Here is a 15,570-nt window from a genome sequence, read left to right as displayed (position 1 = left end):
CCGACCTTCGGGTCGGCTTTTTTTATATCTCACATCGCAGAATTATCCAGCTTACCCGCCAGGTACCCGCATTCCCGCAAGTCCGGGCATCACATCACGCATTAACTGTAAAAAAGCCCGTAACCGCGCCGGATAATAACGCGCCCAGGGATAAACCAGATGTACCGGCAGCGGCGCGGGCTGCCAGTCGGGCACCAGTTCCACCAGCCGCCCGGCGCGAATATCCTCTTCCACCGTCCAGCCGGAGACAATGGCCGCGCCCAGCCCGGTGAGTGCGGTATTACGCGTGGCATAGAGGCTGTCGGTCAAAAGCCGTGGCGTGATCGGGATATGCTCCACCGCGCCATGCCGGTCGGTCAGCACCACCTCGTGTTGATAGAAGGTGCTGAGCGCCACCCAGGGCAGCGCCGCCAACTGCTGCGGCCTTTCCACCGGCGGGTAATTTGCCAGCAGCGAGGGCGCCGCCACCACGCGACGCGGCACTTCCGCCAGCATCACCGACACCGTGGACGGATCCACTTCAGCGCCCACGCGGATCGCGCAGTCAATATTGTCGCTAAGAAAATCGACGCTTTTATCATTAAGAAACCACTCCACTGACAACTTCGGATGCTGCTGCAAAAATGCCGTCAGCGGCGCCAGCAGCTGTTCCTGACCAAAGGCATGGGGCGCGCGCACCCGTAACATGCCCACCGGCTCGTCTCCGGCAAGGCTCAGCTCATCTTCCAGCGTCGTCCAGGCGTCGATGACGTTTTTCGCATGCTGATAGCAGCGCTCGCCGTCATCGGTCAGCTTCATGGCGTGGGTGGTGCGCAGCAGCAATTTTGCGCCGAGCAGGGTTTCCAGCGATTGTAACCGACGGCTGACGGTGGCCTGGGTGGTGACCAGCTGGCGGGCGGCGGCAGAAAGGGAACCGCTTTCCACGATGCGTACAAAAGTCCGCATCAGATCCACCCTGTCTATACGCTCGGTGCGTTTCATAATTCTCACGCCTATACGCTTAACGTATAACCGTTTTACCACTGCGCTGGCTACCGCGCTACCCCGGAACAGGGAAAAATGACCCTACACCTTATCGAGGACACTATTATGAACGGTCATTCCCCCCTTTTTGATGTACCACGCTGGTTGATTTTTATTCTTGCTATCGGCGCGGGTTTCAGCGTCGCGGCGATCTACTATGCGCAACCTTTGCTGCCGCTGATGGGCAGTGACCTGCATCTCACCATCAATGGTATGGGACTGGTGCCGACGCTGACGCAGGCGGGCTATGCGCTGGGAATTTTATTTCTGCTGCCGCTGGGCGACCGCTACGATCGCCGTCTGCTGATCCTGTTGAAAAGCGCGGCGCTGGCGGTGTTTCTGCTGGCCTGTAGCCTGACGTCGGAACTGAACACCCTGCTGGTGGTCAGTCTGCTGGTCGGTATGGCGGCGACCATGGCGCAGGACATCGTGCCCGCCGCCGCGATCCTGGCGCCGGAAGGCAAACAGGGTAAAACCGTTGGCACAGTGATGACCGGCCTGCTGCTGGGGATCCTGTTGTCGCGTACCGTCAGCGGCTTTGTTGGCGCAGCTTTTGGCTGGCGCGTGATGTATCAGCTCGCCGCTGCCAGCATTGCCTTTATTGGCGTGGTGTTGTGGTGCGTACTGCCGCGTTTCGCTGTCCACTCGCAGCTTAGCTACCCGGCGCTGATGAAATCCACGGTGCAGCTGTGGCAGCGTTACCCAGCCCTGCGCCGTGCGGCGCTGGCTCAGGGCTTTCTCTCCGTCTCGTTCAGCGCCTTCTGGTCAACCCTGGCGGTGATGCTGCTGGAGCATTATCACCTTGGCAGCGCGGTGGCCGGTACCTTTGGCATCGCCGGTGCGGCAGGTGCATTAGCCGCGCCGCTGGCCGGTGGCCTGGCGGATAAAGTGGGGGCGTCACGCGTTACGCAGTTGGGCGCTCTGCTGGTCACCGTCGCCTTTGCTTTGATGTTTGTCATGCCGCTGCTGTCCACTGAAGCGCAGCTGGTGGTGATTGCCCTGTCGGCCATTGGTTTTGATCTAGGTTTGCAGTCCAGCCTGGTGGCGCATCAGAATCTGGTGTACAGCCTTGAACCTAAAGCGCGTGGCCGCCTGAATGCCCTGCTGTTTACCGTGGTGTTTATCGGCATGGCCGCAGGCTCGGCGCTGGGCAGTAAAGTCTACTCAATGGCGGGCTGGCCTGCGGTGGTGGCTCTTGCCACGGTCTGCGGGGTGATTGCGCTGGCTATCCGCCTGCGCGCCGGGGAAACCCGTACGCAGGTACAGACACAGCCGTAAACCGGCATAAAAAAAGCCCGCGCTGTGATGGCGCGGGCTTTCTTACATCAGGATACTTAGCGGTTCATCTGGAATAACGACATACCCTGCATATCGGTAAAGGCTTTATAAGACGCCTGCAACGCAGCCTGTTTCATGGTGTAGGACGAAATCGCCGAACTCCAGTCCACGTCCACCAGCGCGCTCATCTGCGACGATAACCCTAACTGACGGTCAGTGCCCAGGGCGTCGAGCTTATCCAGCTCATCAAGCTGGGTACCCACTTCCGCGCGCACGCTCAACACGTTGTTCAGGGAGTTACGCAGACCACGGTTGGTTTTATCCAGCGCCGCCTGAGAGGTCGCTTTGGCGGCATCGTCGCCGCTGACCGGGGTTTTCAGCGCTGCAATGGCCGTATCCAGCATTTTAAACAGGCTGGTTTCCGGTGCAGAACCATCAGGCTCTTTCACCGCATTGCCGGTCAGGGTGTCAAAGACCTGAGTGCCGGTATGGGCGATAGTCATGGTACGGGCGGCATCAACCTGCTGGGTAATAGCCTGAGCGCCGCCGTTATAGGCACCGGTCGCGGCGTCAAACGGCGGTTTATCCGTCTGGTAGCCTGCGAAAATATAACGACCGTTACCGTCAGTGCTGTTCGCCAGGTTCATCAGCTGATCGCGAATACCCTGCAGATCGGTAGCCAGCGAGGCGCGGTCATCATCGCTCAATGCGTCGTTGCCGGCGTTGATCACTTTGGTCTGGGCCGAGGTGATCGCCGTCGCCACCTGCGACAGCACGTTATCTTCCAGCGAAATCTTTTGCGAGGCGAAGGTACGGGCCAGCGCATACTGGTTGTTCTGCGCCTGCGCCTGGGAAACCACAACCGCCTGCGACGCGGCGATCGGATCGTCTGACGGGCGGTTAACACGCTGCTCGGTAGACATCTGCTCGCCGAACTTCAGCCATTCGCTCTGCGAGTTGGTAATGCCCCGCATGCTCTGGTCATACATCATCTGAGTACTAATACGCATCATTCACCCCTTACTTAGCGTATGCTCAGCAACGCATCAAACAGCGTGCTGGCTGTCTGTAATACCTGAGCGTTGGCGAGATAATATTGCTGGTAGCGTTGCAGGTTGCCGTACTCTTCATCAAGGTTGACGCCGGAGATCGACTGCTGCTGATTGCTTAACTGCGTCACCACATTGTTCTGGGTGGTGCTGCTGGTTTTCAGCGTCGCGGTGGTGCTGCCGACGGTGCTGACCAGGGAGGCGTAAGCATCGTTAAAGGTTTTGTTGCCGCCGACCACTTTGCTTTTTTGCAGATCCAGCAACGCCTGACCGTTACGGTTATCGCTGTCGCCGCCGGTCGCGGTTTGCGCAAGAGCAATTTTGGATTCGTCGGAGATCGCCAGCTTCATGTTGACGATGGCGTTGCTCACCGGTTTCACGGTGAAGCTTTCGTTGACATTAGGCGTACCTGATACGCCAATTTTCAGGCCATCGAAGTTCAGGGTGCCGTCGGTAGTGTCTGGCGTGACGTTAAAGGCAGTGTTATCCGACAGACGCGTCACCTGCCAGCCGGTGCTGGTGTAGGCCACTTTATAGTCGGTCGCCTGTACTTTGGTGCTGTCGCTGACCGTCGGGTTCAGCGTGGTACCGCTGGTGTTTTTGCTGTTGGTCAGCGCGGTCGGCGTGCCGATGGTGAAGAAATCCTTACCGCCATTGCCATCCGCGTCAAAACCGGCTTTATGCTGGGTGTTAAACGCATCCGCGAAGCTCAGCGCCAGCTGTCCCAGCGTGTTGCGGGTCTGATCCAGGTTAGTGGAACGGAACGTCAGCAGACCGCCCAGCGAACCGCTGGTCAGCAGTTTTTCCGGGATCTCAATGTTGCCTGCCGTCGCATCGACGTAAGCCACAGTGGTACGCGCCGGATCGGCGGATGATGGTACGGCGGCCAGCTGGCGGGCGTTGCTGCCCTGCACCAGCGTATAACCGTTCGCCATGGTCAGGTTATAGGTACCGCCATCCTGAATGCTCACTTCCACGCCGACGACTTTGTTCAGTTCGCTGACCAGCTGGTCGCGCTGATCGAGCAGGTCGTTTGGCGATGCGCCTGCGCCCACGCCGGTCAGACGGGAAATCTGATCGTTAAGGGTGGCGATTTGCCTGGTGTAGTTATTGATCTGATCGACGCTGGAGGTGATAGACAGGTTAACCTGCTTATCCTGGTCGCGCAGATACTCATCGGTCACTTTAAACTGGTTAACCAGGCCGTCGGCTTTACCTAGCAGCGTCTGACGGGCAGCCGGATCTTCGGCGTTGCTGGTCAGCGTCTGTAAGCTGGTAAAGAAGTCCTGCAGCGTGGCGGACAGCGTATTGGTTTTGCCGGAGAGCATATCGTCGATTTTGGACATCTGCTCGTAGCGCGTTGTCAGACCGCTGCTCTGGGTTTGCGCCGCACGCAGCTGGTTGGTGATGAACGAGTCATATTCACGCTGGACGCCCGACACGTATACGCCGTTGCCAGTCCAGCCGCCTGCGCCCAGGGTACTGTTTGCTGCCGCAAGGACCGTCGTCTGACGGGTATAGCCCGCCACGTTATAACTGGAGATGTTATTACTGGCGGTATTCAGTGCAGCCTGAGCTGCGCTAAGCCCGCTCATGGCGCTGTTGATCAAGCTGGACATGGAGGTTCCTTATAAACTGTCAGACATGAATCCTGATAGAGATTATCGGCAACGCCTTTCTGAACTTGAGAGTTTTCAGAACAGATTTTCGATATCGTTGCTGTACGCTTTACTCACCTTCTCACCCATCGCTTTCATCTGCTGGATCATGCCGGTCAGCTTACGCGCATAGTTTGGATCGGTGGCGTAACCGGCGCTCTGCAATGCCTGAGCGCCCTGTTCGGCGGTAGCGGCCGTGGTCACGGCAGCGTAGCGCGGATTGCGGGTCAGCACGCCCACGTAGTCCGACAGCGCTTCGAGATAGGAGCTGTAGACACGGAACTTCGCCTTCACTTTCTTCGCTTCGCCGTTTTCAAATTCGGTGGTGGTGATCTCGGTGACCGGCCCTTTCCAGTTTGAGGTGGCTTTGACGCCAAAAATGTTAAAGCTTGGCTCGCCGTTCTCACGGCGGATCTGCCGCTGGCCCCAGCCGGATTCCAGCGCCGCCTGGGCGAGGATCAGGTGATGCGGCACGCCGCTCTGCTGGCTGGCCAGTCGGGCAGGCAGCGAAAGCTGGGCCAGGAAGTCTTTGCTGTCGCCGGTCAGCGGCTCATCATTGACTTCCGGGGCTTTCGGCATCGCCTTGCGCACCATTTGCGTCAGCGCCTGGTTCTGATAGGTGGTGACCGTTTCCAGCGGGAACTTCATCGGCACCTGCTCAGGTTCAGACGCGGCCGCCTGCGCCGCCTGCTCCCCGCCCATCTGTTTGACCATCATATCGGCAAGGCCGAGGCCCTTACCGGCGGTCATTTGCTGGGCGATCTGCTGGTCATACATGCTGGTGTACAGGCGCGTGGAATCACTGCTGAACAGGCCGTCTTTCGGCAAGGCTTCACGCATGCTTTTCAGCATCATCTGCACAAACATCCCTTCCACCTGGCGGGCCACGGGACGAAGGTTCGCCCCCGGATCCTGCCCGGCTTTCGATTTCAGTTCATTCAGCGATTGCGCATCCCATGCCGCGCTCGCCGCCAGTCGGCTGTCGGTCAACATTAGATGATTTCCAGTTTCGCGCGCAGGCAACCCGCGCTTTCCATTGATTGCAGGATGGACATCAGATCCATCGGCGTGGCGCCCAGCGCGTTCAGGGCGCGTACGACGCTGTTCAGGTTGGCGCTGGAGCGCACGCTTTGCAGCGAGCCGCCGCTCTGACGCAGATCGATTTGCGTCTGCGGCGTCACCACCGTCTGACCGCCGCCAAACGGCGTATCCGGCTGGCTGACGTTCGCCTGACGGTTCACGGTCACAGAAAGGTTGCCCTGCGCCACCGCGCAGCTGTCGAGGGTGACTTCGCGGTTCATCACCACCGAGCCGGTACGGGAGTTAATGACAATCTTCGCGTCCTGCGGCGTCATGCCCACTTCCATATTCTGAATATCCGCGAGGAAACGCACCTGCGAACTGTTACCCGCGGGCACGCGGATCTGCACGGTACGCGCATCCAGCGCCGTGGCGCTGCCGTAGCCGCGGGAGCGGTTGATGGTGTCGGTGATCTGCTGCGCGAGGGTGAAGTCTTCATTGTTCAGTTGCAGGTTAATGGTGTTGCCTGCGCCGAACTGGCTTGGCAGTTCACGTTCCACTACCGCGCCGCCGGTGATGCGGCCGCCGTTAAGCTGGTTCACCTGCACGCTGCTGCCGCCGGCTGATGCGCCTGCGCCGCCGACCAGCACGTTACCCTGCGCCAGCGCATAGACCTGGCTGTCCACGCCTTTCAGCGGGGTCATTACCAGCGTACCGCCGCGTAAGCTTTTGGCGTTACCGAGGGAGGACACCACCACATCGATGTTCTGACCCTGACGTGCAAAAGGCGGCAGCTGCGCGGTGACCATCACGGCCGCCACGTTTTTCAGCTGCATGTTGGTGCCCGGCGGCACGGTGATCCCCATCTGCGAGAGCATGTTGTTCAGGCTCTGGGTGGTGAACGGCGTCTGGGTCGTCTGGTCACCTGTACCATCCAGACCGACCACCAGGCCGTAGCCAATTAAGGAGTTTTGACGTACGCCCTGTACGCTGGTGAGATCCCGGATACGCTCGGCCTGGGCAATCGTTGCCACCAGCACCAGCGCTATACCAATCAGAGATTTAAACATGGGATACCTCAGTTACATCGGCGATAAATTAAGGAAGAATCGTTGCAGCCAGCCCATATTCTGCGCTTCGTTTATGTAGCCATTGCCAACATATTCGATACGCGCGTCTGCCACCTGGGTAGACGGAACCGTGTTGCTGCCGCTGATGGTGCGCGGGTTCACGACACCGGAGAAGCGGATGAATTCAGTGCCCTGATTAATGGCGATCTGTTTTTCACCCACAACGTGTAAGTTGCCATTGACCAGAACCTGGTCGACGGTGACGGTCAAGGTGCCGCTAAAGGTATTGCTGGCGTTTGCGCCGCCTTTACCGTTAAAGCTGTTGCTGCCGTCGGCATCCACATCCGCGCGCGCATTACCGAACAGGCCCTGCAGATAGCGTGGAGCGGTATCGACGCCGAAGCTGGTTTTGCCGTCGCGGCTGGCATTCGCCGAGGAGCTTTTACTGGCGCTGACATTTTCCGCCAGCACGATGGTCAGCGTGTCGCCAACGTTACGCGGACGTCTATCTTCAAACAGTGGCTGGTAGCCATAGTTCACAGGCTGCGCAGACTGGTAAATGGAGCCATTGACAATCGGCGCCGGGCCAGGCGTCGGTTGGGCGGTGGTCGCCCCTTGCACCAGCGGTGTCGAAGGGATCAAGGCACATCCGGTAAGGGAGGTTGCCAGCAGAGCCAGAAGCGGATAACGAAACGCGGCGGTTTTGTACATTGCTTTCATCTTCAAAAACAGGGTGCCGGTGCGGGGTTAGCGCACCGGATCACGCCTTAGAGTTGCGTCAGTTTCTGCAGCATCTGATCGGTCGTCGATACCGCTTTACTGTTAATTTCATACGCGCGCTGAACCTGGATCATGTTTACCAGCTCTTCCGCCACGTTGACGTTAGAGGTTTCCACATAACCCTGATACAGCAGACCCGCGCCGTTCAGGCCTGGCGTGGTGTCATTTGGCGCGCCGGAAGACTGGGTTTCGGTGTAGAGGTTCTCACCAATACTTTCCAGACCGGTGTCGTTCATAAAGGTCGTCAGGTTGAGCTGGCCGACCTGCACCGGCGCGGCCTGACCCTGCTGGGTCACGCTCACCACACCGTCACGACCGATAGTGATGCTCAGGGAGTTCGCCGGAATGGTGATCGCAGGCTGCACCTGGAAACCACCGGCCGTTACTAACTGACCATTTTGATCGACCTGGAACGAGCCATCGCGCGTATAGGCGGCGGTACCGTCCGGCAGCATCACCTGGAAGAAACCCTGGCCTTTGATGGCCACGTCTTTACTGTTATTGGTCTGCGACAGGTTACCCTGGCTGTGCAGGCGCTCAGTGGCGACCGGACGTACACCGGTACCGATCTGCAAGCCTGACGGCAGCGTCGTCTGTTCGGAGGATTGCGCCCCCGGCTGACGAATGGTCTGGTAGAGCAGGTCTTCAAAGACCGCACGCTGACGCTTAAAACCGTTGGTGCTGACGTTCGCCAGGTTGTTGGCGATAACGTCCATATTGGTTTGCTGGGCATCAAGGCCGGTCTTGGCAATCCATAATGAGTTGATCATGGGTGTTCCTGTTTATTAGCTCATTGACAGCAGCGAGTTGGCGCGCTGGTCGTTTTCGTCAACGCTGCTGATCACCTTCATTTGCATCTCAAAACGACGCGCACTGGCAATCATGTCGGTCATCGCCGCTACCGGCTTCACGTTACTGCCTTCCAGCACGCCGGACATCACGCGGATGGTCGGATCGGCCTGTAAGGTCGCGCCACGGGTCGCCTGCGCGGCCTGGCTTAAACGGAACATGCCGTCGTCACCGCGCACCACTTCGCTGCCTTCCGCTTTGACCAGCTTCAGACGGCCAACAGGCGACACGGTATTCGGCGGATCCCCTGGGGTAAGCGCCGACACGGTACCGTCGGCAGCGATGGTGATCTCCGCGCCTTCCGGCACGGCGATCGGGCCGCCGTCGCCCATTACCGGATTACCCTGAATAGTCAGCTGACCTGCCGGGTTAACCTGGATGTTACCGTTGCGGGTATAAGCTTCGGTGCCATCCGGCGCCTGTACCGCCAGCCAGCCATCCTGCTGCAACGCCACGTCCAGCGGACGCGACGTGTAGTCCATTTGACCCTGCGTCATATCCGCGCCGGGCGTGGACGCCGTCACCAGCGTACGCGTCGGCAGTGACAATCCTTCAACGGGTACCGCTCGCAGCGCATTCAGCTGGGCGCGAAAACCGGGTGTTGACGCGTTCGCGAGGTTGCTGGCGGTAACAGACTGCTGATTGAGCGTCTGACTTGCCGCGCCCATCGCGGTATATATTGCGTGATCCATGAAGCCATCCCGTCAGACGATTAGCGCAGGTTAACCAGCGTGTTGAGGATCTGATCCTGAGTTTTGATGGTCTGCGCGTTCGACTGGTAGTTACGCTGCGCGACGATCATGTTCACCAGCTCTTTACTCAGATCAACGTTCGACGACTCCAGCGCGCCGTTGGTCAGCGAACCGAAGTTACCGGTACCCGCGGTACCCAGCAGCGCCACACCAGATGCGCCGGTGGCGGACCAGACGTTATCGCCTTCGGATTGCAGACCTTCGTTGTTGGCGAAGTTCGCCAGCACGATCTGACCTAACAGCTGGGTCTGTTCGTTGGAGTAGTTACCCACCACGGTGCCATCATCGTTGATCTGGTAGCTCACCAGGTCGCCCGGCTTGTAACCGTTCTGGCTGGTCGCCACGATGTTGTTAGAACCGGTGTTCTGCTGCATGGAGCCAAGCCAGCTCAGCGAGAAGCTCGCCGGGATCGCGCCGTTCAGTGCGCCCGTGACGATATTGACCTGCGGCTGTGCATTCGGCGTAGCGGCCAGATCCCAGCTTGCAGGGGTGGTGGTGGTGTTCAGCGTGTAGTTACGCACTTCGTCCAGATTACCATTGGTGTCAAAGGCCATCTGGGCAGATTTCACCGGCGTTGCGCCTGTGACGCTGGAATCCTGGGTCCACACATCCCACTGGTTGTTTGCCGTTTTGACATAGTAAACGTTCATGTCATGGGCGTTACCCTGGGTATCATATACCGTCACCGACCCTTTCTTGTTGTAAGAGTCCGCGTTGGTCGGATCAAAGGTGGCAATGGTCGGCAGTTTGTCAGACGAGTTCAGGTTGATCTGCATCGCCGCAGTGGTGGTGGTTTTCGCCGACATCAGCGTGTTTGGCACGGAGATGGCGGTCGGGTTCGCGCCCTGCTGGATGGTCGGCGGCGTACCTGTTGCCGGATAGCCGGTCAGTTGCAGACCCTGCATGTTAACGATGTTACGGTCGGAATCCAGTTTGAACTGACCGTTACGGCTGTAATAAACAGAACCGTTGTTGTCGACCAGACGGAAGAAACCGTTCTGGCTGATTGCCACGTCCAGGCCACGACCGGTATTGGTGGTGGTGCCGTCGTTAAAGTCCTGGGTGATACCCGCAACTTTTACGCCCAGACCGACTTTAGAACCAGCAAACATGTCAGCGAAGGACGCACTGCCAGATTTAAAGCCGTAAGTGGCGGAGTTGGCGATGTTGTTACCGATGACATCGAGGTTGGTGGCCGCAGCATTCAGGCCGCTGACCGCTTGTGAAAAGGCCATGACTTACTCCTGATAAATGAAGGCTTAGATAATCTGCCGTACTTCGTCGAGGGTGGTGGTACCGTAGGTACCCAAATCTAACAAGTTGCCGTTGCTGCCGCGGGTAACACCCTGCACCAGCGCAAACTGTAGCGGTTGGGCAACCAGCTGAGTGGTGCCGTTGCTGGCGTTAATCGCCACGTTATAAGAACCGTCCGGCGCTGCCGTGCCGTCCGCCAGGGTGCCGTCCCAGTTGAAGCTGTGGACGCCAGCTTTCAGCGCGCCTATATCGATGGTGCGCACCACCACACCGGCTTTATCGGTAATGGTGGCGGTGACTTTATCGGCGGCCTGCTGGAGCTCAACGCCAAACGGCGTAGTGGTCTCTTTACCCGCCAGTATCGTAGTGCCAGGGATCATCACGCCATGCCCAATCAGCGTGCTGGCCTGCAACGAGGCGTTGTTATTGAGCTGACCGGAGATAGAGCCAAGCGTGGTGTTCAGCTTTTCGATGCCGCTCACGGTGCTGATTTGCGCCAGCTGTGTGGTCAGTTCGTTGTTCTGCATCGGATTGGTCGGATCCTGGTTTTTCAGCTGTGCGACCAAGAGCGTTAAAAAGCTGCCCTGTAAATCTTCTGCTTTACTGCCGGTCAGCGAGCTGTTGCCCGTGGCGGCGGAAGTACCGGCGGCGGCGGTAGTGTCATTAACGTTAACGGAAATAGACATGCCTTGTTCCTTTACTGGCCGAGGGTCAGGGTCTTGAGCATCAGGCTCTTGACGGTGTTAAGCACTTCGACGTTTGCCTGGTAGCTGCGGGAGGCGGACATGGAGTTGACCATTTCGCCCACCACATCGACGTTCGGCATACGCACATACCCTTTTGCATCGGCAAGCGGGTTACCCGGTTCGTACACCAGTTTGTCCGGGGCCTGACTTTCGATCACTTCAGAGACCTTCACCCCACCGGTCGCCGCGCCTGGCGCAGCGTCTACCTGAAATACCACCTGTTTTGCGCGATAAGGCTGGCCATCCGGTCCGGTGACGCTGTCGGCGTTGGCCAGGTTACTGGCCGCCACGTTCAGACGCTTGGACTGGGCGGTCATCGCGGAACCGGCAATATCAAAAATGTTCAGTAATGCCATCTGTTAATTCCCCCCCTGCAATACGCTCATCATGCCTTTGATCTGCCCACCCAGTACGGTCAGACCGGTCTGGTATTTCAGGGTGTTATCGGCGAATTGTGTACGTTCGCGATCCATATCGACGGTATTACCATCCATCGAAGGCTGGTCCGGAATGCGGTACAGCAGATCGGCAGACGGCGCGGTCATTGCCTGAGCCGGAATATGACGGGCAGAGGTCAGCTGCAAGGCTACACCGCTATTTTCAGCACGACCGCGCTCCATCACCTTTTTGAGTTCACTGCTGAAATCCATATCGCGCGCCTGATACCCCGGGGTATCGGCGTTGGCAATATTGGCCGCCAGCACTTCCTGGCGCTGCGCGCGCAGATTTAACGCTTCCTGCTGAAAACGTAGCGCGGCATCGAGTTTATCGAGCATGTCTCCCCCGCTGATGACATTACGCTGATGATAAATTGACAGGTGACAGCTTAAATGGCGTTGTCCATGCGTCATCGTCTGAATAAGCGCAAAATGCGTCGCTATTTATTGCGTTGATAGATTTATTGTGCGGGTAGAATCTCGGCATTCTTTAAACAGGCAGGAGTCTGCGATGAACACCCTGAAAGGCGGTTTAGCCGCGACCTTACTGTTTTTTAGCGCGTCGCTGCTGGCGGCGGATCTCAATGCGCAGCTGACGGCGTTTTTTGCCCAGCGGCTGGCAGGCTTCAGCGATGAGGTGGTGGTAAAGGTCCGCAGCGCGCCAAATCTGCTGCCCGCCTGCGAACAACCAGCGCTCAGCGTGGCGGGAAGTGCTAAACTCTGGGGGAATGTGAACGTGCTGGCGCAGTGCGCCAATGAAAAACGTTACGTTCAGGTGCAGGTGCAGGCGACAGGCAATTATGTCGTCGCCGCGCAGCCGATAACCCGTGGCAGTACGCTGCAACCGGGGAGCGTCACCCTCACCCGTGGTCGTCTCGATCAGCTGCCGCCGCGTACCATGCTGGATATCAATCAGGCGCAGGATGCGGTAAGTTTACGCGACGTCGCCCCCGGTCAGGCGATCCAGCTGTCGATGCTGCGCCAGGCCTGGCGTATCAAAGCCGGTCAGAAAGTGCAGGTTATCGCACAGGGCGACGGCTTTAGCGTTAACGGCGAAGGCCAGGCGATGAATAACGCTGCCGTGGCGCAAAACGCCCGGGTTCGCATGGCGTCAGGCCAGGTGGTGAGCGGGATGGTCGGTCCTGATGGGAATATTCTTATTAATCTATAATTCTTTAAAGAATTTGCGGCATCTGCCGATAAATAATCAACATATGATGAATGGCAGGCGTCTGCGCCGCAAAACCTCGATGAGGACCACACTATGAGCATTGAACGTACATCGCCCCTGAAGCCGGTCAACACTGTTCAACAGCGCGAAAGCAACGAAACTCAGGCAGCCAAAACGCGCCTGGAAAAACCGGTTACTGCTAACAGCACTAACGTTACCATCAGCAATGCCCAGTCCCGTCTGGTCCAGTCCGGTGACGACGATATTAATGTTGAGCGCGTAGAAAGCCTGAAGGCCGCGATCCGCAACGGCGAACTGAAAATGGACACCGGCAAAATCGCCGATGCGCTGATTCAGGAAGCACAGAGTTTCTTACAGAGTAAATAAGCGTATGAATCAACTGTCAGAAATACTGGATAAGATGACAGTTATCCTGAACGATCTGAAAGTCGTGATGGATGCTGAGCAACAGCAACTTTCCGCAGGCCACTTCAATGGCAGCGCCCTGCAGCGCATTACGGAAGAAAAGAGCTCGTTGCTCGCTACGCTGGACTATCTGGAGCAACAGAGACGCGCGGAGCAGAACGCCAGACGCGCTTCCAATGATGATGTTGCAGAACGCTGGCAGTCCATTACCGCCAAGACACAGCATTTACGCGATCTTAACCAGCACAACGGCTGGTTGCTTGAAGGCCAGATTATCCGTAACCAGCAAGCGCTTGAGGTGCTGAAACCGCATCAGGAGCCAGGGTTATACGGGGCCAACGGACAGACGTCCTCGACCACGCGCGGCGGCAAGAAAATCTCCATCTGATCGTGACCGTACGCGTTACCAGTTACAGACAGGGAGTCATTTGACTCTCTGTTGCTGTTTTTATACCGTCTTACGCGCAAACTCTTTCACTTTGAATCCCAGCGCCGCCAGGGTGGCGAAATAGGCGATCACGCCCACTACCACCACCGCCATCAGGCGCAGCAGACGCCAGGCCATGGTGCCCTGCGACCACTCCGGCATCACCATCATCATGCCCACCAGCGCGGCGGACATCACCGCAACCGCAACAATCAGACGCAGCAGAAAGCGCGCCCAGCCCGGCTGCGGCGTAAAGATGTTCTGCTTACGCAGCTGCCAGTACAGCAGGGAAGCATTCAGACAGGCACCCAGACCAATCGACAGCGACAGCCCGGCGTGCTTCAGCGGGCCGATGAATATCAGGTTCATCACCTGGGTCATGATCAGCGTGACGATAGCGATTTTCACCGGCGTTTTGATGTCCTGGCGGGAGTAGAAGCCCGGCGCCAGCACTTTCACCACGATAAGCCCGATCAGCCCCACCGAATAGGCCACCAGCGCACGCTGGGTCATCAGCGCATCGAAGGCGTTAAATTTACCGTACTGAAATAACGACACGGTGAGCGGTTTCGCCAGAATACCCAGCGCCACCGCGCTCGGCAGCGCCAGCAGGAAACACAGACGCAGCCCCCAGTCCATCAGGCGGCAATATTCGTCCTGATTGCCGCTGGCAAAACTTCTCGACAGCGACGGCAGCAGAATGGTGCCCAGCGCCACGCCCAGCACGCCGGAGGGAAACTCCATCAGGCGGTCAGCGTAGTACATCCAGGAGACGGAACCGGAAACCAGAAAGGAGGCGAAAATGGTGTTGATGATCAGCGAAATCTGGCTTACCGACACGCCCAGAATAGCCGGGCCCATCTGTTTCACCACCCGCATCGCCCCGGCGTCGCGCAGATTAATGCGCGGCAGCACCAGCATGCCGATTTTTTTCAGGTGCGGCAGCTGATAGACCAGTTGCAGCACGCCGCCCACGGTGACGGCCCACGCCAGCGCCAGCACCGGCGGGTTAAAGTAAGGCGCGGCAAAGAGCGCGAAGCCAATCATGCTGACGTTTAAAAAGGTGGGCGCGAACGCCGGTACCGAAAAACGGTTCCAGGTATTGAGGATCGCCCCCGCCAGCGAGGCCAGCGAGATCAGCAGGATATACGGAAAGGTAATAGTCAGCAGTTTTGATGTCAGGGCGAATTTGTCGGCGGTATCGGCAAAGCCAGGCGCCGTCACCATGATCACCCAGGGCGCGGCCAGCATCCCCAGCACGGTCACCACCGCCAGCGCCAGCGTCAGCAGACCGGACACATAGGAGACAAACACGCGGGTGGCGTCGTCGCCCTGCTTGCTTTTGTATTCCGCGAGGATCGGCACAAAGGCCTGCGAGAACGCGCCTTCGGCGAAAATACGCCGCAGCAGGTTAGGTAATTTGAACGCCACAAAAAAGGCATCGGTGGCCATCCCGGCCCCAAAAACACGCGCCACAATGGCGTCCCGCGCAAATCCCAGTACACGGGAAAACATGGTCATCGAGCTGACTGCGGCCAGCGATTTTAATAAATTCATTACGTTGTTCGTCCACAACCTGACGGCAAAACGCCTGCAGAGCAGGCGTCGGGGGGTATGGCGGGTAGTCTAC

General features: G+C 58.2%; 17 protein-coding genes. 4 read left to right on the top strand and 13 right to left on the bottom strand.

The annotated features are described in order from the left end of the window. Nucleotides 1–51: 51 nt before the first annotated feature. A complete protein-coding gene (locus tag QRD42_RS12925) occupies nt 52–981 on the bottom strand; it encodes a LysR family transcriptional regulator (RefSeq protein ID WP_321987288.1) in 930 nt (309 codons plus the stop codon). Nucleotides 982–1,089: 108 nt separating this feature from the next. Here QRD42_RS12925 and QRD42_RS12920 point away from each other — a divergent pair, with 108 nt between their 5' ends. Then, nucleotides 1,090–2,301, top strand: a complete 1,212-nt coding sequence (locus QRD42_RS12920) for an MFS transporter (protein WP_321987287.1) — start codon at nt 1,090–1,092, stop codon at nt 2,299–2,301. A 56-nt stretch (nt 2,302–2,357) separates the two neighbouring features. Here the strand turns inward: QRD42_RS12920 and flgL are convergent, their stop codons facing one another. The 11 genes from flgL to flgB all read right to left on the bottom strand — a co-directional run bounded on the left by flgL (nt 2,358) and on the right by flgB (nt 12,255). Further along, nucleotides 2,358–3,311: a flagellar hook-associated protein FlgL gene (gene flgL, locus QRD42_RS12915; RefSeq protein WP_072568150.1), complete on the bottom strand. Its 954-nt coding sequence runs from the start codon at nt 3,309–3,311 to the stop codon at nt 2,358–2,360. A gap of 14 nt (nt 3,312–3,325) precedes the next feature. Further along, nucleotides 3,326–4,969: a flagellar hook-associated protein FlgK gene (flgK, locus tag QRD42_RS12910; RefSeq protein WP_072568149.1), complete on the bottom strand. Its 1,644-nt coding sequence runs from the start codon at nt 4,967–4,969 to the stop codon at nt 3,326–3,328. A gap of 75 nt (nt 4,970–5,044) precedes the next feature. Further along, the gene (gene flgJ, locus QRD42_RS12905) at nt 5,045–6,001 is read right to left on the bottom strand and encodes a flagellar assembly peptidoglycan hydrolase FlgJ (RefSeq protein WP_072568148.1); all 957 of its coding nucleotides are present in this window, start codon (nt 5,999–6,001) and stop codon (nt 5,045–5,047) included. Further along, complete coding sequence (locus QRD42_RS12900) at nt 6,001–7,098, bottom strand: flagellar basal body P-ring protein FlgI (RefSeq protein WP_072568147.1); 1,098 nt, start codon at nt 7,096–7,098, stop codon at nt 6,001–6,003. Before QRD42_RS12900 ends, flgJ begins: the two co-directional genes overlap by 1 nt. A 12-nt stretch (nt 7,099–7,110) precedes the next feature. Beyond that, the gene (locus tag QRD42_RS12895) at nt 7,111–7,809 is read right to left on the bottom strand and encodes a flagellar basal body L-ring protein FlgH (protein WP_099458759.1); all 699 of its coding nucleotides are present in this window, start codon (nt 7,807–7,809) and stop codon (nt 7,111–7,113) included. A gap of 56 nt (nt 7,810–7,865) precedes the next feature. Then, nucleotides 7,866–8,648, bottom strand: coding sequence for a flagellar basal-body rod protein FlgG (gene flgG, locus QRD42_RS12890; protein WP_072568145.1), 783 nt, complete (start codon nt 8,646–8,648; stop codon nt 7,866–7,868). 15 nt (nt 8,649–8,663) lie between these two features. After that, nucleotides 8,664–9,419, bottom strand: coding sequence for a flagellar basal body rod protein FlgF (locus tag QRD42_RS12885; RefSeq protein ID WP_072568144.1), 756 nt, complete (start codon nt 9,417–9,419; stop codon nt 8,664–8,666). Between the two features lie 20 nt (nt 9,420–9,439). Beyond that, on the bottom strand, nt 9,440–10,714 hold the full coding sequence (gene flgE / locus QRD42_RS12880) for a flagellar hook protein FlgE (RefSeq protein WP_321987286.1): 1,275 nt from the start codon (nt 10,712–10,714) through the stop codon (nt 9,440–9,442). Between the two features lie 24 nt (nt 10,715–10,738). After that, entirely contained in the window at nt 10,739–11,419 is a 681-nt protein-coding gene (flgD, locus tag QRD42_RS12875) for a flagellar hook assembly protein FlgD (RefSeq protein WP_072568142.1), read from the bottom strand. An 11-nt stretch (nt 11,420–11,430) separates the two neighbouring features. Beyond that, nucleotides 11,431–11,835: a flagellar basal body rod protein FlgC gene (gene flgC / locus QRD42_RS12870; RefSeq protein ID WP_072568141.1), complete on the bottom strand. Its 405-nt coding sequence runs from the start codon at nt 11,833–11,835 to the stop codon at nt 11,431–11,433. A gap of 3 nt (nt 11,836–11,838) precedes the next feature. Continuing rightward, entirely contained in the window at nt 11,839–12,255 is a 417-nt protein-coding gene (flgB, locus tag QRD42_RS12865; RefSeq protein WP_072568140.1) for a flagellar basal body rod protein FlgB, read from the bottom strand. Nucleotides 12,256–12,427: 172 nt separating this feature from the next. Here flgB and flgA point away from each other — a divergent pair, with 172 nt between their 5' ends. The 3 genes from flgA (at nt 12,428) to flgN (ending at nt 13,901) form a co-directional block, all read left to right on the top strand. Next, complete coding sequence (gene flgA, locus QRD42_RS12860; protein WP_072568139.1) at nt 12,428–13,087, top strand: flagellar basal body P-ring formation chaperone FlgA; 660 nt, start codon at nt 12,428–12,430, stop codon at nt 13,085–13,087. Nucleotides 13,088–13,180: 93 nt separating this feature from the next. Next, entirely contained in the window at nt 13,181–13,474 is a 294-nt protein-coding gene (gene flgM / locus QRD42_RS12855; protein ID WP_318364540.1) for a flagellar biosynthesis anti-sigma factor FlgM, read from the top strand. A 4-nt stretch (nt 13,475–13,478) separates the two neighbouring features. Further along, nucleotides 13,479–13,901, top strand: coding sequence for a flagella biosynthesis chaperone FlgN (gene flgN / locus QRD42_RS12850; protein WP_072568137.1), 423 nt, complete (start codon nt 13,479–13,481; stop codon nt 13,899–13,901). 60 nt (nt 13,902–13,961) lie between these two features. On the opposite strand, the gene murJ is transcribed toward flgN, so the two are convergent. Continuing rightward, nucleotides 13,962–15,497, bottom strand: a complete 1,536-nt coding sequence (murJ, locus tag QRD42_RS12845; protein ID WP_072568136.1) for a murein biosynthesis integral membrane protein MurJ — start codon at nt 15,495–15,497, stop codon at nt 13,962–13,964. Nucleotides 15,498–15,570: the final 73 nt, after the last annotated feature.

It is taken from the genome of Enterobacter sp. PGRG2, from assembly GCF_030291195.1.
In the GTDB taxonomy this organism is placed as follows: domain Bacteria; phylum Pseudomonadota; class Gammaproteobacteria; order Enterobacterales; family Enterobacteriaceae; genus Enterobacter_D.
The sequence above is the reverse complement of the archived record's forward strand: the minus strand, read 5'-3'. Positions and strand labels throughout refer to the sequence as shown.